The sequence below is a fragment of the Psychrobacter sp. GW64-MNA-CIBAN-0177 genome, from assembly GCF_040309585.1.
Lineage (GTDB): Bacteria > Pseudomonadota > Gammaproteobacteria > Pseudomonadales > Moraxellaceae > Psychrobacter > Psychrobacter okhotskensis.
On record NZ_JBEOOY010000027.1, the window covers coordinates 1 to 17,208 of the forward strand.

At 42.7% G+C, this 17,208-nt stretch carries 16 protein-coding genes, 1 tRNA gene and 1 other annotated feature; of the genes, 10 read left to right on the plus strand and 7 right to left on the minus strand.

All coding sequences use genetic code 11. The annotated features are described in order from the left end of the window. Together AAEY79_RS12695 and AAEY79_RS12700 are read left to right on the plus strand one after the other, a co-directional pair. Window positions 1–1,101, plus strand: a protein-coding gene (locus AAEY79_RS12695; protein ID WP_350541605.1) for an IS3 family transposase whose coding sequence is annotated in 2 segments (ribosomal slippage) — window positions 1–158 and window positions 158–1,101 — 1,102 coding nt annotated over the 2 segments. Because the reading frame shifts where the segments join, the coding sequence is not laid out codon by codon here. This gene is flagged as partial in the annotation. Beyond that, window positions 157–273 (plus strand) — a sequence feature (AL1L pseudoknot). (Overlaps the previous gene by 117 nt.) A gap of 191 nt (window positions 1,102–1,292) precedes the next feature. Next, window positions 1,293–2,507 (plus strand): competence protein CoiA, encoded by a 1,215-nt coding sequence (locus AAEY79_RS12700; protein ID WP_025650830.1) that lies wholly within the window; start codon window positions 1,293–1,295, stop codon window positions 2,505–2,507. A gap of 97 nt (window positions 2,508–2,604) precedes the next feature. Here AAEY79_RS12700 and AAEY79_RS12705 read toward each other — a convergent pair whose 3' ends face one another. The 4 genes from AAEY79_RS12705 to AAEY79_RS12720 all read right to left on the minus strand — a co-directional run bounded on the left by AAEY79_RS12705 (window position 2,605) and on the right by AAEY79_RS12720 (window position 5,458). After that, the gene (locus AAEY79_RS12705) at window positions 2,605–2,919 is read right to left on the minus strand and encodes a hypothetical protein (RefSeq protein WP_025650829.1); all 315 of its coding nucleotides are present in this window, start codon (window positions 2,917–2,919) and stop codon (window positions 2,605–2,607) included. 79 nt (window positions 2,920–2,998) lie between these two features. Beyond that, entirely contained in the window at window positions 2,999–4,276 is a 1,278-nt protein-coding gene (locus AAEY79_RS12710; RefSeq protein ID WP_025645715.1) for a tyrosine-type recombinase/integrase, read from the minus strand. A gap of 182 nt (window positions 4,277–4,458) precedes the next feature. Continuing rightward, window positions 4,459–4,545, minus strand: a tRNA-Leu gene (locus tag AAEY79_RS12715). A 139-nt stretch (window positions 4,546–4,684) separates the two neighbouring features. Continuing rightward, window positions 4,685–5,458, minus strand: coding sequence for a ferredoxin--NADP reductase (locus tag AAEY79_RS12720; RefSeq protein ID WP_025650828.1), 774 nt, complete (start codon window positions 5,456–5,458; stop codon window positions 4,685–4,687). A 464-nt stretch (window positions 5,459–5,922) separates the two neighbouring features. Between AAEY79_RS12720 and AAEY79_RS12725 the strand changes: the two genes are divergently transcribed. Both AAEY79_RS12725 and AAEY79_RS12730 read left to right on the plus strand, forming a co-directional pair. Continuing rightward, window positions 5,923–6,807 carry a tRNA (N6-threonylcarbamoyladenosine(37)-N6)-methyltransferase TrmO gene (locus AAEY79_RS12725; protein WP_201567628.1) on the plus strand — a complete coding sequence of 295 codons (885 nt, stop codon included), beginning with the start codon at window positions 5,923–5,925 and terminating at the stop codon, window positions 6,805–6,807. A 104-nt stretch (window positions 6,808–6,911) separates the two neighbouring features. Further along, window positions 6,912–8,714 carry a GspE/PulE family protein gene (locus AAEY79_RS12730; protein ID WP_201567612.1) on the plus strand — a complete coding sequence of 601 codons (1,803 nt, stop codon included), beginning with the start codon at window positions 6,912–6,914 and terminating at the stop codon, window positions 8,712–8,714. A gap of 72 nt (window positions 8,715–8,786) precedes the next feature. On the opposite strand, the gene AAEY79_RS12735 is transcribed toward AAEY79_RS12730, so the two are convergent. After that, on the minus strand, window positions 8,787–9,431 hold the full coding sequence (locus AAEY79_RS12735; RefSeq protein WP_201567610.1) for an acyltransferase: 645 nt from the start codon (window positions 9,429–9,431) through the stop codon (window positions 8,787–8,789). 189 nt (window positions 9,432–9,620) lie between these two features. Between AAEY79_RS12735 and AAEY79_RS12740 the strand changes: the two genes are divergently transcribed. The 6 genes from AAEY79_RS12740 to gspK all read left to right on the plus strand — a co-directional run bounded on the left by AAEY79_RS12740 (window position 9,621) and on the right by gspK (window position 14,679). Then, window positions 9,621–10,409, plus strand: coding sequence for a TatD family hydrolase (locus AAEY79_RS12740; RefSeq protein ID WP_025650824.1), 789 nt, complete (start codon window positions 9,621–9,623; stop codon window positions 10,407–10,409). 233 nt (window positions 10,410–10,642) lie between these two features. Then, a complete protein-coding gene (locus AAEY79_RS12745) occupies window positions 10,643–11,326 on the plus strand; it encodes a TetR/AcrR family transcriptional regulator (RefSeq protein ID WP_025650823.1) in 684 nt (227 codons plus the stop codon). Window positions 11,327–11,530: 204 nt separating this feature from the next. Then, complete coding sequence (locus AAEY79_RS12750) at window positions 11,531–12,238, plus strand: prepilin-type N-terminal cleavage/methylation domain-containing protein (protein ID WP_201567608.1); 708 nt, start codon at window positions 11,531–11,533, stop codon at window positions 12,236–12,238. A gap of 3 nt (window positions 12,239–12,241) precedes the next feature. Then, complete coding sequence (gene gspI, locus AAEY79_RS12755) at window positions 12,242–12,748, plus strand: type II secretion system minor pseudopilin GspI (protein WP_201567606.1); 507 nt, start codon at window positions 12,242–12,244, stop codon at window positions 12,746–12,748. After that, window positions 12,745–13,611, plus strand: coding sequence for a type II secretion system minor pseudopilin GspJ (gene gspJ / locus AAEY79_RS12760; protein WP_201567604.1), 867 nt, complete (start codon window positions 12,745–12,747; stop codon window positions 13,609–13,611). The genes gspI and gspJ overlap by 4 nt, the downstream gene beginning before the upstream one ends. Before the next feature lie 18 nt (window positions 13,612–13,629). Beyond that, window positions 13,630–14,679: a type II secretion system minor pseudopilin GspK gene (gene gspK, locus AAEY79_RS12765; RefSeq protein ID WP_201567619.1), complete on the plus strand. Its 1,050-nt coding sequence runs from the start codon at window positions 13,630–13,632 to the stop codon at window positions 14,677–14,679. A gap of 208 nt (window positions 14,680–14,887) precedes the next feature. Here the strand turns inward: gspK and AAEY79_RS12770 are convergent, their stop codons facing one another. Both AAEY79_RS12770 and AAEY79_RS12775 read right to left on the minus strand, forming a co-directional pair. Continuing rightward, on the minus strand, window positions 14,888–15,571 hold the full coding sequence (locus AAEY79_RS12770) for a TetR family transcriptional regulator (protein ID WP_025650818.1): 684 nt from the start codon (window positions 15,569–15,571) through the stop codon (window positions 14,888–14,890). A 130-nt stretch (window positions 15,572–15,701) separates the two neighbouring features. Further along, window positions 15,702–17,123 (minus strand): deoxyguanosinetriphosphate triphosphohydrolase, encoded by a 1,422-nt coding sequence (locus AAEY79_RS12775; RefSeq protein WP_352288617.1) that lies wholly within the window; start codon window positions 17,121–17,123, stop codon window positions 15,702–15,704. Window positions 17,124–17,208 lie beyond the last annotated feature (85 nt).

The window sequence follows — 17,208 nt, forward strand, 5'->3', positions numbered from 1 at the left end:
TTGCACGCCTGAGACCCTACGATCATGGCATAAAAAGCACATTGATAAAACCATTCCTGCAAAGATTCAAGCTCAAAGCCAAGCCGAGCGCATCAAAGAGCTTGAACGTGAGAACAAAGAATTAAAACAAGCCAATGAGATCATAAGGAAAGCAGCCGCTTTTTTCGCCCAGGCGGAAATAGACCGCAAACCTTAGTGATGGTTCAATTCATCGACGAGAATAAATCTATTTATGGCATTCTAGCTATTTGTAGAGTCTTGCCGATTGCCCCATCCATATACTATCGTACCAAAGACTTAAACGACAATCCGGAGAAGCGTTCACAGCGTAGTCAGCATGACGATTTCTATCTTAATGAGATTAAACGTATCTGGCAGGACAGCAAATGCCGTTATGGTACTCGTAAAGTCTGGAAACAGTTGAAAGCAGAGGGTATACATCCTGCACGCTGCACTGTAGAGCGTTTAATGCGTCAGCATGGAATGCAGGGTATTTGGCGAGGTAAAGGTAAGATAACGACTAAGTCTCGTGACGATCAAAAGCGTGCTGATGATTTGGTTAATCGTAACTTTAATGCCCATCGCCCTAACCAACTATGGGTTGCTGATTTTACCTATATAAAGACACTGAGTGGCTGGGTATATACCGCCTTTATCATTGATGTATTTGCTCGCGCTATCGTTGGCTGGAAAGTATCAGATCGTATGAACACTGATATGGTGATGGCAGCACTAAACCAAGCCATTGCAGACAGAAACCATCCTAAAGATGTCATTCATCATAGTGATCGCGGCGTTCAGTACTTATCAATTCGCTATACTGATAAGATGGCTGATTCTGGCGTCATTGCATCTGTTGGCACGACAGGTGATTCATACGATAATGCGTTGGCTGAAACGGTTAACGGACTTTATAAAACGGAGGTGATTGAATATTTAAAACAGCAGTGGCAAGGTGTGAGTGATGTTGAATTAGCAACCCTTGAATGGGTCGATTGGTTTAACAAAACTCGCATTCATAGTACGATTGGCTATGTGTCGCCTTTTGAGTTTGAGAGACGATACTATGATAGTTTTATTGAGTCAGACAAAGCTGCCTGACTCAAGCAATCAAGTCTCCGATATAGTCGGGGCGGTTCAAAGCGCTTGAGTCAATTCACGCGGTTTTTACTGGATACGAAGGTAAAGGCATAGGAGAAGGTAAACCCTAATTATGCGCGATCATCTTATAAAGCATGAATATATATAAGAATGTATTGCTAGATCAAAAGTCAAAATAACTAAGGGTCAATATGGCTTTTATTTGCACAAAAAACGATGAAAAAATCTATAGTTTTATATATAGCTTAAAAGATTGGATAGCTTTAAAAGAAGATAAAGCGTCCAGTTTCAATATGGCTTGCTGTGGTAATCAGGCAATACTAAAGACAAGTAAGCTAGGTACGCAGTTCTTCGCTCATAAGGCAAAACCTAAAGACTCTAACTGCTCGACTGGTGGTGAAACTGCCGAACACATGCATATCAAATATCTTGTTATGAAAGAATTAGATAGAAACGGTTGGAATGTAGAAGTCGAAAAAAGAGGGGTTACCCCTAGTGGGGAGGAATGGATAGCAGATATCTACGTAGAAAAAGGTAAAGCTAAGATTGCAATTGAAGTGCAATGGAGCCCTCAAACTTTTATAGAAACAAAACGCAGACAAGAAAAATATGCTCAATCAGGTGTAAGGTGTGCGTGGTTGCTTAGAAGTGGCTCAATTAAAGATACCAACGCAATTACAGGCGATTATGCCTATAGTACGAAAGACATACCTGTATTCTCTATTTATAGAAATAAGACGCAGGGCAATCAAGCTTATATGATTTATAACGTGAATAAGCTAGACAGCAACAGTAGTCGGTACAACCACCGTTCATTTAAGCCTATTACACTACCATTAGAGAATTTTATACAAAGATTGGTTTCACAGGGCCTAGTTTTTATACCTTATGAGCGATTCACCTCTACAAAGTTTAGATTTAAATCCAACGGTATCACTGAGATGACTTTAGGGGTGAGTAAAGACTCTTGCGCTAAATGTGGTTACTCCAATCCGATAATTTCTGAGGTGAGATATAAAGAAGACTATAAAGTACGTTCTAAGAAAATAAAAGATTGTAGCGATAAAGAGCTTAGAATTATTAATACACATTTTTCTAAGAATTATGTTTTTTCACCCATAAAAAAGGTGCGTAGTGAAATACTTAACAAAGTTTTTATAGTCAACACTTGTGTTGAATGTGGTTTTGTCATAGATAGAGATGGTCAATATAGTACCTATTTAAAAAAATTTTTCACTAAGCCGCTTTTTATAAAGCATTTAGGTCTTAATACAGAAAAATTCTATACTTCGAATACAACTCTTAATACGGAATGTGTTTACCTTGTAAACAACAGTTTCAAAATCAAATATAACGAGAGTTTTGAGTTTGGTAAATGGGTTACTAGAGATAGTGAACCAGTTTAATCAGAATAATTGGCATATATGATTGTTTATAAAAAATCATATAATGTAATTTACTACTGTAGATTTTGCAATAATTACTATATAAGTTTGAAAGCGATCAAACGTAATCCTTTTGCCATACTGCGTTTTTGCAAACCATACAACACCAACTATCTTGAGCACGCATATATAGGATATCTGCTGGCATCTCTACCGGGCAAGCACTTGCACAGTACTCACAGAGCATATCATCTAAACAAGCGTAACATTGAGCAATCGTCTCAAACAATAGATTTGAGCTGATTCTATATTTCTGACATAGCATTTGTACATGTTCAAGATAATCCTCCTTATGATCATATGCCCAATAATCAACACAGATTTTTTGATCTCTACTATTCTGTGTCATACCAAATTCAAGTTTGATACCCATAGTATGTCTCCTAATCAAAATGTCATTACATGTTCTATCGATTAGTTAGTTGTACAGAACTTTAAAAAATTATATGAAGTTATGTCTGTAAGAGACTCTTAATCACCTCATCTTGAGTCATTCCTATATGCTTGCAATAAAAAGCTTCAATCTCATCTAAAGCTTCACGTAATTGTCGCTGTGATACCTGTATGTAATGTAGTGTCACATCATCACTAGATTTAGCCTCACGATGATTGAGCAGTCTCTTTAACACTGGATAGGTTACATTAAGACCATTAGCGACAGTGCCAAATGTACGACGCAAATCGTGAGGCGTAATGTGCAAGCCAGCTTTGTTTGATATTGAATGATAACTACCGCTCAAATCTTTAACGTGGTCGCTATTTCTTTTCAAATCACTCGGAAATACCCAACGCTCTCCATTGCTCAATCTATAGCGTTCACTAAGTATGGCTTGAAGTATTTTTCCAGTAGGCATATGGTAATCAGAACCATTTTTAGTGGCTTTAAAAACGATACGAGCAGCGTCAAGATCTACATCTTCCCATCTTAGTGTCTGCGCTTCATTTAAGCGAACTCCAGCAAACATAAAAAGCAGTAAAAGATCACGAGCATTATTGCTATAAGATGCTTGTTTGAAAGAACTACCGTCACGGTGTTCAATCAAAGTTCTAAAATATACTCCTAAATACTCTTCTTCAACATGACGAGTACGAGGTTTAATTTTGTTCCAATCATTTTTGGCATTCAGTATTCGAATGGGTTGATCCTTTATTATGTACTCCTCATCGTCATCTAAGAAGCTATCTTGACAATAATTCCATACTGATCGAAGAGCTCGCATAGTAGCATTCGCTTGAGCTGGACTAGATTTGCTGATTTCCTTATGTTTTTCACTTATCATAGTTTTAGTTATATCGTTTAACGATATATCAAGCCAGTCATCGAGTCGACCAAGTATTTGCTGATCATAAGTTTCAATAGTACGGCTGGCAAGATTTGGCTTCATAGATTTAAAGTAGGTATATGCTTCATTAAGTGTTGGTATATCAGAATCTTGAATGTCTTTTAACTTTGGAGTAGCGTGATAACCATCGTAAACATCAAGTCCCTTTTTTATGTTGACCATCATCGTGCTCGCTTTTTCACGAGCTTCAGTCAAAGTGATTAGATGTGTTTCTTCAACTTCGTCACGATAGAGCTTACCATTGATGCGTTTATGAAGCGTGTATCTCTTAGATTGCTTACCCACACGAAGTGCAAAACCCGTTAATACTTCATCCATGTAGATGTCTGTACCATTTGAAGCATATGCAACTGAATCGATAAACTTCTTACTAAGCTTAACTTTCATAATTCATCCGTCACGCCGCAGTTATTATATTAATAGCACTATAATACGTGAACATGCAGATGTATTAAAGTATCAAGATAGTATCAAAATTTTATTTTACGCTGTTATTACTCGACCAATTTATAAATAATTCACGCAATAAAAAACCCTCACAATCTATAGACTGTAAGGGTTTCGTATAGTGGTACCAGTGGTCGGACTCGAACCGACACGCTTTTAAAGGCAACGGATTTTGAATCCGTCATGTCTACCAATTCCATCACACTGGCATGTTAGGTGATAAAGTCTATTGTGCGAAACCTTATCGAATTGGGCTACAGTGTTCTCTGTATAGGCTGCGTATTATAGCAGCCTATTTTTTAGCGTCAAGAATTATTTATAATAATTGTGCTTTTAATCACATTAATCTTAACCGACAAAGGCGCGCTCAACCGCATAGTCCGCTTGCACGCCCATGCGTGGCGACACAGTGAGACCAAAACCATCTAAAATCTCAGAGACTTCCGCATTGAATGGCATGCTGCCACAGATCATGACACGGTCATCGTCTTTATTCATCGGTGGCAAACCAATATCTTCAAAAAGTTTGCCTGATTTCATTAAGTCGGTAACACGGCCTTGATTTCTAAATTCTTCGCGAGTAACCGTTGGATAGTAGATAAACTTCTCGCGGAACCATTCGCCAAAGATTTCATCGTTGGGCAGCTCATTTTCGAACATGTCACGATACGCCAAATCATCTGCATAACGAACGCCATGCACCAAGATGATTTTATCAAAGCGCTCATAAACCTCAGGGTCACGTGCCAAGGCCAAAAATGGCGCAAGCCCCGTACCAGTGGACAACATATAAAGGTGTTTACCGGGTAGTAGATCGTCTAAGACTAGCGTGCCGGTGGGCTTTTTGCTGACCAATAGCTCATCGCCGACTTTGATATGTTGTAGGCGTGAGGTCAAAGGGCCGTCTTGAACCTTGATAGAAAAGAACTCTAGATGGTCTTCATAGTTAGGGCTAGCAATCGAATAAGCGCGTAGCAGTGGTCTGCCATCGACAGCGAGACCAATCATCGCAAACTCGCCATTGCGAAAGCGTAAGCCATCGTCACGTGTGGTTTTGATGCTAAATAAGGCATCATTCCAATGATGAACCTCTGTAACCGTTTCGGTGCGAAGTTTTGACATAAAGTCCTCGTTAATAAGTCGCTATTTTTATCGTTAAGTGTAAATGAGTATGAAATTAGAATTTTCAATGATAGCTGTTGGACGCTAACCATATATAAGCGGGTAATTATTATTAAAATATTAAAATATTAAAATGACTATAAATGCTCATGCTTTGAAATATTTTTTAGCCAAAAACCAATAATATTGTGAATGTATGAAGCAAGTTACAAAGCATTTTTTTCACATTTATACAAGGAATCGTAGGCTAGTCATAAGGTTTTTGTCCTCATAAGCACTATAGGTATTGTATGAATGCAAGCCATTCTCAATAAATTTCAAGCTCATAATACCAAACTTTAAAATAAAAATCTGTCTAGCAGCCACGATGTACCATGATAAAATGGAATATCGTTAGTGAGTAATTTTGTATGCTTGAGCCAATTGGCTCGATAAAGACCGTTTGTTATCAGTGGAGTGACCATATGTCTGGCGATAATGCCTTGTTGAATGACCAGCATCGAGCACCAATCATTGGCTACCATCGTGCGCCGCTCTCACAGAAGTTTGGTGCGCCAAGACAACCGAATTTGGTGGCGCTGACTAGTGTAATTGAGATGCTAGCGCCTTACGATACGCCAGCGGCATTCATTGGCTTAGACACTTTTAGCCATATTTGGATCAGCTGGCAGTTTCATCACAACTATTTATATAAAGACAATCAGAATCACAAAAACGAACAGAAACATCAAAACGACCAACTTGATACCACAGGTAGCGGTTTTCGACCACAAGTTCGACCGCCAAGGCTTGGTGGTAATCAAAAAATAGGCGTGTTTGCCAGTCGTAGTATGTATCGACCATCCGCTTTGGGATTGTCTGTGGTGAAACTTGAGCGTATTGAGGTGATACAAGGTCGGGTATTAATTATCATCAGCGGTGCTGATATGATAGATGGTACGCCCATTATCGATATCAAACCTTATGTGGCTTATAGTGATGCATTGAGTCATGCAAAAAGTGGTTTTGCGCAAACTGCGCCGCACTTGTTGGATGTGACGATTATCGAGCTGGCTTATGAGCAGTTTTTGCAAATTGTCGCCAATCAAAGTGCGCAAAATGCAGCGGTAGAAAATGCTCAAAATAAGCAATCATCAGTTAAAGCAGTCATTGATAAAACTCAAAAACAGTTAATAATGGCTGATCTAGACACTATCAAAGCCTTAATCGCCCAAGATCCACGTCCTGCCTATCGGCGCACCGAGTTAAATAAGCGTTTTACCATGCGCTATAAGTCTGTTGATGTCAGCTTTCAGCTGATAGAATCGGGACAGTTGCAAATAACGGCCGTTGTAGCAGTGACTCCTTAGCATGAAATTGGCGCACTGTATTTATGCTTTATCAAAGCCATGAAAGTGAAAGCTATAAACTGCTGATTTGTGAAATATTTATTGACCAATAAAAGAAGAAAAATATGTCTGCTCAAAAATATTCGATCGTGATTGATTTACGTTGGTGTCTTGATGAATTACTAGCAGATAGAGTAATTGATCAGCGCGGCTATAATCTGGTGATAACCAGTCGCCGTGACAAGGCGCAGCATCCGCTTCTGACGATTAGTGAGTTTGGGTTGCCTAATGGTCATGCGTTTGATGATCATGCGCTTGATAGTCATGCTGAGAATAAGTTAACGATAGCGTGGCTCAATCAATGGCTGGCGGCCAAAGCAGACATGCCACTTGTACGTATTGATCCGCTGAAAGTTGATGTGCCAGCCGTTACGCAGCTGATGTCGTTTGAATATGCGCGCTCGCAACATATTTTGCCAGTTGAAGTGACGTTAAATGAAGTGGTCATCGGTACCGATCAGCCATTTTATACAGACTGGCACTCTAATATAGAAAAGTTAATTAAATCCAAAAGCTATCGTACGGTCTATATCAATCCTGAACAGATCAATCGCTATCGACAGGAGTTTTATCAAGTCACGCAAGCGATTGCTGGGGCAAACTCTCTACATAAGCGTGCGGCGGCTGATGTCACCAATGTCGAGGCGTTGTTACAGCTTGGCGACAATACCAATCCCGATGCCAATGACCAACACATCGTCAGGGTTGTCGATTGGTTGTTGCAGTATGCCTTTGAGCAACGCGCCAGTGATATTCATTTGGAGCCACGTCGCGAGACCGGAAAAGTGCGCTTTCGTATTGATGGCGTATTACACACCGTTTATGAGATGCCGCTGGCGATTATCGTCGCGGTGACAGCACGGATTAAAATCTTGGGCCGTTTAAATGTCGCAGAGAAGCGCAAACCGCAAGACGGCCGGCTAAAAACCCGTACGCCAAAAGGGTTAGAGACTGAGCTACGTCTCTCTACCATGCCGACTGCTTTTGGTGAAAAGCTGGTCATGCGGGTATTTGACCCCGAAGTATTGGTGCGCTCGTTTGCTCAGCTTGGTCTGTCTGGCAAGCAGCTTGAGACATGGCACGAGTTGACCGCGCATCCAAACGGCATTATTTTGGTCACTGGCCCGACCGGTTCAGGTAAAACGACCACTTTATACAGTACGCTTAAGCAGCTAGCCACAGAACAAGTCAACGTCTGCACCATTGAAGATCCTATCGAGATGATTGAGCCCGCTTTTAACCAAATGCAGGTTAATCCGGGCGTTGATTTGCACTTCGCTGACGGCATTCGCTCTTTGATGCGCCAAGACCCAGACATTATTATGGTCGGTGAGATTCGCGATGCCGAGACTGCTAATATGGCCGTGCAAGCATCGCTGACGGGACATTTGGTGCTCTCGACGTTGCATACCAATGATGCACCCAGTTCACTCACTCGCTTGCATGATTTGGGCATTCAGCCGTTTTTGACCTCAGCGACGATATTAGGCGTAATGGCGCAGCGCTTGCTACGTACGTTATGTCCGCATTGTAAAAAAGCAGTCGATGTTACGCCAGACAGTGAAATTGCGATACAGTGGCAAGAGCTGGTACAGCCTTGGCGCGCTGCTGTACCAGCACAAATTTATATAGCGCAGGGTTGTGAGCACTGTCGCCATACAGGCTATCAAGGTCGCGTTGGTCTATATGAGATCATGCCGTTATCGAATGAGCTAAAAAAACTGGTGGCAGCTGATGCCAATTTGGATGTATTGAAACAACAAGCCTACCGTGAAGGCGTACAGCCGCTACGCTTATCGGGTGCGAAGCGTATCAGTGAAGGGGTGACAACCTTAGAAGAGGTGATGCGTGTGGTGCCGTTACATTAATTTTAAATAGCAAAGTTTGGCATGGTAAAACTAGCCTTATACCCTGAGTCTTTAACGCTCCCCGCGTACATTTTAGCGAATGATTTTTGCAGGCGCGCCCGCCACCATACAATTTGGTGTGGTCACTGGTTTATTGACAAATGCACCGGCTGCAATGATACAACCGCTAGCGATAGTAACGTTTTTAGAGACAGTTACATTGGCAGCAATCCAAATATGATCGCCCAAAATGACGTTAGAGTGAGCAGGATTTAACCTCTTATTAGAGTCTATATCGTAAACCTTGTGGACGTCAGTCGCTCGAATTTCAATACCGCGCGATATCATGCAAGATTTACCAATAGTCACACTTTTATCACGTGCCAGAATATAGCAGTCGATGGCGGTAGTATGCTCACCGATATAAATATGCAAATGGTTGCCAACGATCAATAATTGCCCTGAGAACTTAACTTTTTCTCCAATCGTGACTTGATTGTGACTGCCGTTAATGTCGATTTTTAACTGATTAAATTTGCCGCCCTTACCGATAGTGATGTGATTGCCATGACCTTTACGAATGGTAATGGCTGAATTGCCAATGATGCGTACGTCTTTAGCAATCTTGATATGATTGTTGTGCCCTTTGTCTTGTAACAAAAACCGCTTTTTGTATAGTTGTTTGGGTAATAGGGTTTTTATGATGGGGGAGAGGCTGATGGTTTTTTTATGGTTCATAATAAAGGGCTTATGAAGAGTGAGTAGATGACGCAATGTTTTTGCTAACAAACCGCTTTTATGATTTATTAACTATCTGATAGTGTATCGTTAAACCTTACTTGAAAACAGCTCGCTTTAGAGCAATAAATAACCCTATTCATTTAACGTTTCAAACCTAATTTTTCTATTTTATTAACGAGATTGTTTATGTTTACTGATAGCCACTGCCATCTTAACCGTTTGGATTTGACCAAGTACGATGGTCAATTATCCGGCGCGATTGCTGCCATGAAAGAAGCCAATGTCACCCGAGCGATGGCCATTATGTGTGATTTTGCTGAATATGATGAAATTGCTAAAATCGTCAGCACTTATGGTGATGAAACGTTAAATCTCGGCATGAGCGTCGGTATCCACCCTTGTGAAGATATCAGCGTATTACAATCAGCGACGGTCGAACGTCTGATAGAAACTGCCGATGCCGAGCATGTGTGGGCCATAGGGGAGACGGGGTTAGATTATTATTGGTCGACGGAGAACAAAAAAGAGCAGCAAGCCAGCCTTGCGCGCCATATTCATGCCAGCCAAAGCTTGAAAAAACCACTGGTCATACACATGCGTGATGCCAAAGAAGATACCATTGATATCCTAAAGGCGGAAGGGGCGGAACACGGCATTATTCATTGCTTTACCGAAGATTGGGAGACCGCGAAGCAGGCGCTAGACTTAGGGTTTTATATCTCATTTTCGGGTATTGTTAGCTTTAAAAGCGCGCAAAATATCAAAGATGCAGCAAAAAATATGCCTAGAGACCGATTGCTTATCGAAACCGACAGTCCTTATTTAGCGCCTGTTCCTAAACGTGGTAGACCTAATGAGCCCGCTTATGTACCTTACGTTGCCAGTTGTCTGGCGGAGATGTATGGCTGTAGTAGCGATGACGTTGGTGCAATGACTGCAAAAAACTTTGAAAATTTACTGGCACAGTATCATTAAAATGGTTATGCTATGACCACTCAGTCATTTATTAGATAGTGTTATTGCTTTACGTTATTTTTAGTTGTTATCTCAAACGTAAGCATATGATTATCAATGACTATTTAGCAAACATAAGCATATTCCCCTTGGTAGTCTTCGAGCAGACTTTGTATAGCCTCATACTCTTGTTGCCGACGCACTAATCTATACGATGGTCATATGCTTAATCTTGTCAGGTTTTAGGAGAGATTATGAGTCGTCAGCATCAGTTCAAGGCACGAGAAGAGAATATCTTAGCGATGGCAGAGCAACTGTTACTTGAGTCAGGCGATGGTGATATCACTTTAGACAGTTTGGCAGACCAGCTTGATTTGGCTAAAGGCACCTTATATAAGCATTTCTCCAGTAAAGATGAGCTTTACTTGCGTATTATTATTCGTTATGAAGAGCAGCTGTTTGAGATCAATCGAATTGATGACTGCCCATCGGCTGGTGTGGCCCGTATGATTTTTCAGCAATTATTCAATCCACAAAAAGCCATGCTCCTCAATCAAATCGAAGAGCGTTTGGCAGCATCAGTGACAGGTCTCAATCGCTTGTTTGGTGAGTTGTACGATATTCGCCGTCAGCGTATGAAGCGTTTAATTGATATTATCAGTGCGTATTTACAGGAGCAGCACAGCAATTTAAGTACGCGTGATTACTTGTCCTCGATTTGGGCGATGGGTCAGGGCGGCGCAGGATTATTGAACTCAAGTTTTTATCAGCGCTACTTGGGTCGCCGTGATACCTTGCGTTATGCTTTCGTTCAGCAAATGCTCGAGTTGCCTAGCCATTATCCTGCCGACGATGATGAGGTGATGGATGAGGATATGCAAGAGCTGGTGGAGCAGATCGATACTGAGTCCGAAGAGCATCGTAATACCAATTACTAGCTTGTTATTATATTTTGAACATAAGCAGCTATTCTTTTATAAAAATCCGTGTTGTTATATTCTGTATGGCAGCACGTTAAATTTATTTTTTAATATGTGTACAGATTTATAGTTTTTATAACTCGTCACGTCTTTCGTCTTGTTTATACCATTCAATATAGCGTTATTTTTTAGTAGGATGGCGCCATTCTAGATGACTTCTGTATGTCAAAACCGACTTCCTCGATATCTTCAATACCAGCTCTTCACGCGCCTAGGCATATCGGGCAAGCGGGCTTTACCCTTGTCGAAATTGTAGTGGTTGTGGTCATTCTGTCTATTTTTGCTGGCATGATGAGCTTATCAGTTGGTAGTAGTGAGTCTCGAAAAAACCGTGCCTTTTATGAACACCTTACCGATTCGCTGAGCTACGTTAGGCTATTATCCGCTGAGCGTATGCAGCCGATGGGCTTAAGCTTACAAGCGGATAAACAAGGTCAAGTAAACCCCGTTATTGTCACTTTATCAAATCCTTATATTGCCTATCAAACGGCTGAAGCCGCTTCAGATCGTACGGACAGTCGTGCTAAAAATGCCATGGAGTTGTCTACCGATTTGTCTGGGATGTCAGGTGTGAATGGGGACGTAGCAACGCCAAGTTGGGAGATTGAACCCGAAGTTACCTTACCTGAACTGCCTGCTGGAGTGAGTTTGAGTGTGCAAAGCTTAGATGCTGGTAACGCTGCTGCAAATGCCGGGCAGACTCAAACGCTACAACCTTGGTTTACCGATCAAACGGTACCGCAAATATTATGGTTTGGTACGGGGCAAGCGACACCGGTAACGATTGAAGTGCGTCATGACTCGCGCTTGGTGGGTGAGGTGATTACCATCATGCCTGATGGTAGTATGTCGCTAGGACAAGGACTGTAATGGATGATTAAATTACCTAATTCGCCTGTTAGTTCTGTTAATAAAGCCAGCAAAGCCATTTCATCAGAAAAGTCATCGTTGAAATCGACACGCGAAAGCGGTTTTACCCTGATTGAAGTGATGGTCGCCTTAGCGATTTTAGCCGTCGTCGCTGTCGCTGCTAGCCGTGCCAGCAGTGCGTATCTCAGCTCGGTTGATGTGTTGCGTACCCGTACGCTGGCTCATTTCGTTGCCCAAAACGCGGCTGCCGATTTACAAATCCAAGAGACATGGCTAACCGCCAATCGCAGCCAAACGCTTAATGCGCAAGGTCGGGATTGGCAGGTGATGATGACAGTCGGCGATACCATTAGCCCCGCCTTAAAGCAGGTGACTATCGCTGTCGCACCTATTATCGATGGACAGACAGGCAGCACAGTGACCGATATTAAGGTGGTCTTGAGTAATCCAGAACAGGATATGGGTAGCCTTGATTTGGCGAGCCCAAATTCAAGTGGAGGCAGCCTGTGAGGCAGCAGCGTGGCTTTACCCTACTTGAGCTGATGGTCGCCATGGCAATATTTGCGATGCTGGCAGTGGCGGGTTGGCAAGTGTTTGATAGCGTGAACCGCGCCCGTGAGCGTGCGCAATTTCATGCTGATAATTTGGCTGTCTTGCAATATACCTATCTACAACTACAGCAAGACATAGGACAAATCATTCCTTACCAAGCACCCAGTACGCGAGATATCAGTGTCTCAACGAACACTACTAACAGTGACAGCACTCAAGCCAATATTATAGAGTCTGAGCCTTTTATGAGCTTAGATGGCGAGCATATTAGATTTGTACGCTTCGCAGATCCTGATCCACGCTACCAAAGTAGTGCCAGTGTGCAGCACATTGAATATATTTTTGCCGATGAGCGCTTAATTCGCCGTCAATATACCAGTCTTGCCGCTGGAGATGATAGCGTTAGCTTGGATAGCGTACTGCTAGAAGGGGTGACCGCAGCACGCTGGCAGGCCTATTTACCAGAAATTGCGACCAAATTTCCTGACGAAAACAGCAGTAGCAATAACAACAATACGACTAGAGCCTTTGGGCAGACGGCTGATACAGCGAATAGCCAAGCTGAGGTGCAATTATTGCCAAAAGGTATTGCCGTTAGCTTTACGTATCAAGATATGCCTATCACGTGGCAGTGGGCACTTGCCCCGCAGCCGTCTCCACGTGGTAGTATGCAAAATGCACCAAATAGCAAGAGCGATAACAGCAACGATAATGGCAGTAATGAGGGCAACAGTAATAATACTAATGGTAGCGATACTGCGAACGCTGGTGTGGGAAATGCTAATTTACAAGGTATTGACAATGTGCCATTGGCTCAATAATAGAGGCCGTTTATGTCCATGACAGCGCATTCTCAGCGCGGGGTAGCACTGCTGACTATCCTGCTATTGGTGGTCAGTATTACGGTGGTCGCCGGGGCAATGCTTGCCAGTCAAAAGATTGCCATCAGGCGTAGTGGCTTGTTGTTTGATCAAAATCAATTACTACAAGACATTAATGCTGGTCAGCAATTGGCAGTGACTTTGATTCGCGCTGATAATAAGCTAAACGATACGGACAGCGAGCAAGATATTTGGGCGCAGCCGATACCACCTTATGCTCTAGATAATCACAGCATCAGCATCGAATTGCGCGACGAAGCCAGTCGTTTTAATATTAATAACTTATATCAAAATGGTGCGGTTAATACCGCTGCGTTAATGGTCTTTCAAAGACTCTTAACACAATTAAATCTAGAGCCCGATATCGCCATTGCGGTACTGGACTATCAAGATGCAGATGGTGAGGTCTATCAAGATGGCGGTGATGAGAGCGTGGTTTATTCGCAGCAGCGCAGCGGGGCAGTAGATAGGACATTACCGAACCAGCCATTTATTAGCGTCGAGCAGTTACAAGACGTTCGAGGAGTAAGTGCTGAAGTGTTAGCAGCACTGCGCCCTTATCTTAGCGCCGTTCCTTATTATGTGCCTATCAATGTCAATACTGCCAGTCCTGAACTGCTGGCGTCTCTGATGGACGGTGTGACTAGCGAGCAGATGCGTGGGTTGACCGAAATGAGGCGCAAGCAAGTATTGCCATCTATCGATGAATTGTGGCAATTGCCAATATTGGGCGGTTTGAATGAAGAGCAGCGGGCAGCACTAACGCCACTATTAGCCGTTGACAGTCAGGCTTTTACGGCGCTTATCACGGCAACAGATAGTGCCAATACAGGTCAAACAAGGCAACGTTTTGCCACCGTCTTGATTAGCAAAACCGCCACTGATGATGGTGAGGCTGACAAAAGTAGCGATGATGCCAACAGTACGGGCAATGACAATAAGAGCAAAAAAGCGAAGTCCATTAAGGTTATTACGCAGCGTCTGTGGGCATTTCGGCCGAGCTTTTAACTAGGGCGTGTTTTCAATTTACTCGATAGTCATCTAAATAGGCTAAGAATGGCTAAGTCTTGCCAAACAGGGTCAAATAGTTGGTTAATATCCCGATGCTATCGATGCTATCGATGCTATTCTTCTTGTTTGACGGCAATTTATCTCATTTTTATCGCCATTTTTGAAATGACGGCACGCCCTAGCACTCAAAGGTTGCATAGATTGCTTAATCGTCGCTCAAACGAGTTTCTTCGGTAGACTTCCAATTGTATGCGCCATAAAACAACATTTGTGCTTGGCGAGTACAGTTATGCAGCATCAGATGTTTCTTTTTTTCAATCTCAGCCAAGTCAGCCTCATCATCATGATCTTCAGAATAGGTCAGTTCTAGCCAATCAATAATCCAAGAGAAGAACATATTGACCCCCGCTTCAGCCAGCAAGCGTCTATCGTAGGCGTTAATGTGCGTAAATGCTGGCTGTAAAGCCAAATCTTCTGCTAAGCTTTGACCATGCTTTTTAATTAATTCATTGATTGCTTTGCGCACAGCTTCTGAACCACCATAGCGTTCACTGACCAAAAACTGCCAATAGCAAGGCTGCTCGCTGACCATATATAAAAACAGCTGAATACTCTTAGCGATTTGCCGATCAAAACTTCGCTTACGGCCAATTTGCAGGCTTTCGCTTAAGGTGGCGAGCGTCCCGCCCAACTCTTCAACCACCAAGGCCCGTCCAAGCGATTCCATATCATCGAAATGCCGATAAAATGCCGTCGGTACGACACCAACCTCGCGTGTCACCTGCCTGAGACTGATGGAGCTAAAAGACTGCCCTGTCATACAGAGATCGAGCACCGCATTAAAAAAGGCGTGCCGAGTTTGAAGTTTCTTTTGTTCGCGACTACTCATAATATTTCAAAATTATCCAATAGAGGTTTATCATACTCATTTCAGCGCAAGAATACGACTGAAATAGGCAATGAGTGTAAATTTACTAGACCTGCACTGGTCTTTTAAACCCTTAGTCTAAACCCTTAGTCTAAACCATTGTGCCCCAGTGACCTTGTAGTTCCTGCGCCAATCTATACGCCTCATGGTCATTCATGCCAGTAATAAAGTCCAATATATTTAAAATATTGTGATAGATATTATCGGATAGTACCCGTCGATGCTCGTCGAGATACGGTTGTAGCAGTTTTTGTAGGCGCTGCTGCTCAAAGGATATTGGCGCAGTTTTTGCGTTTGTCCAAGCCAATGGTATAAAGGCATCTAATAGGCGATGTAAGCATTGGTTCGCCATCAATTCCATTCGCACTTTGCTTGGGTGATTGAATATTTGCTCACGGGCCAATTGTTTGGCTTGATTAATACCATTTTGCACATTTGCATCACAATGTGCAAATAGGCTGCCTTGCAGTGTACCAGCCAGCAAGGCCTCGCTATTAGCGACAAAAGCGTCGGTGACAGTGTTGACCAAGCGCATCATAGCACGTGCTCGCAATGATGCTAGGCTTTGCCTGACAGACATATGCGCTGGCAAGCTCACGCTACTAGGACGCTCACCAATCAACTCATAAAATATCGTGGCGACCTCGCTATAGGTTAGCATATTCAGATTGATACCATCCTCCAAATCTATCAGCGCGTAGCAGATATCATCTGCAGCCTCCAATAAATAGGCGAGGGGATGGCGCGCAAAACCATCATGTTGCTGCGACCGTGGTAGGCTCAGACACGCTGCCAATTCTTCTAACTGAGAGGCTTCACTATAAAAGCAGCCAAATTTTTGTACATTGGTGAGCGAATTACTTGGGGAAGTGCTTTCAGAGAAATGATTGCTGTGTGTTGCTAGCCAAGGGTATTTCATAAAAGCACCCAACGTCGCACAAGTTAAGCGCATACCGCCCTTATCGGGATGATGCTCATTGCGGGCGAGTAGCCGAAATCCTTGTGCATTGCCTTCGTATGCCAATAAGTCTAATTGCTCATTATTACTGAGGTTTTGCAAAATAGCCTGACGGTCAGGATGCATAAACCAATCACGAATGGCGTATTCTCCTGCATGCCCAAAAGGCGGATTACCAATATCGTGAGCGAGGCAAGCTGCTTGAACAATGACACCGACATCGGCTGGTAACACGCCTGCTGGTAGACCATTGGCTAGTTTGTCATGCAGTTTTTCTGCTGCCATCATTCCTAATGAGCGTCCAATACAAGAGACCTCAAGCGAATGGGTTAGACGCGTATGAATACCGAGCTGATTGGTTAATGGATGGACTTGAGTTTTTTGATTGAGCTGCCGAAATGAGTGCGAAAACACCAGTCGGTCATAGTCTTTGTGAAAAGAGGAGCGCACGCTGTCTTGTGCAGGTGCTTTTTTATGGCTGCCCAGCCGCTGCGCACTAAATAATTTTGCCCAATGTGTACTAGGATTAAGCGGTTGTTTAACATAAGCCGTCATAATTTATAGTCCGTTATTTTTATCATTATTTTTAAATGCTTTCAGCGGATTTGCTGCTTTTTGCAGATAACAGACGTTATTATAA

Bases quoted from the DNA above. Each gene is read 5' to 3' on its own strand.
- AAEY79_RS12700 (WP_025650830.1), top strand. From the start codon at position 1,293: ATGGCTTTTATTTGCACAAAAAACGATGAAAAAATCTATAGTTTTATA.
- AAEY79_RS12705 (WP_025650829.1), bottom strand. From the start codon at position 2,919: ATGGGTATCAAACTTGAATTTGGTATGACACAGAATAGTAGAGATCAA.
- AAEY79_RS12710 (WP_025645715.1), bottom strand. From the start codon at position 4,276: ATGAAAGTTAAGCTTAGTAAGAAGTTTATCGATTCAGTTGCATATGCT.
- AAEY79_RS12720 (WP_025650828.1), bottom strand. From the start codon at position 5,458: ATGTCAAAACTTCGCACCGAAACGGTTACAGAGGTTCATCATTGGAAT.
- AAEY79_RS12725 (WP_201567628.1), top strand. From the start codon at position 5,923: ATGTCTGGCGATAATGCCTTGTTGAATGACCAGCATCGAGCACCAATC.
- AAEY79_RS12730 (WP_201567612.1), top strand. From the start codon at position 6,912: ATGTCTGCTCAAAAATATTCGATCGTGATTGATTTACGTTGGTGTCTT.
- AAEY79_RS12735 (WP_201567610.1), bottom strand. From the start codon at position 9,431: ATGAACCATAAAAAAACCATCAGCCTCTCCCCCATCATAAAAACCCTA.
- AAEY79_RS12740 (WP_025650824.1), top strand. From the start codon at position 9,621: ATGTTTACTGATAGCCACTGCCATCTTAACCGTTTGGATTTGACCAAG.
- AAEY79_RS12745 (WP_025650823.1), top strand. From the start codon at position 10,643: ATGAGTCGTCAGCATCAGTTCAAGGCACGAGAAGAGAATATCTTAGCG.
- AAEY79_RS12750 (WP_201567608.1), top strand. From the start codon at position 11,531: ATGTCAAAACCGACTTCCTCGATATCTTCAATACCAGCTCTTCACGCG.
- gspI (WP_201567606.1), top strand. From the start codon at position 12,242: ATGATTAAATTACCTAATTCGCCTGTTAGTTCTGTTAATAAAGCCAGC.
- gspK (WP_201567619.1), top strand. From the start codon at position 13,630: ATGACAGCGCATTCTCAGCGCGGGGTAGCACTGCTGACTATCCTGCTA.
- AAEY79_RS12770 (WP_025650818.1), bottom strand. From the start codon at position 15,571: ATGAGTAGTCGCGAACAAAAGAAACTTCAAACTCGGCACGCCTTTTTT.
- AAEY79_RS12775 (WP_352288617.1), bottom strand. From the start codon at position 17,123: ATGACGGCTTATGTTAAACAACCGCTTAATCCTAGTACACATTGGGCA.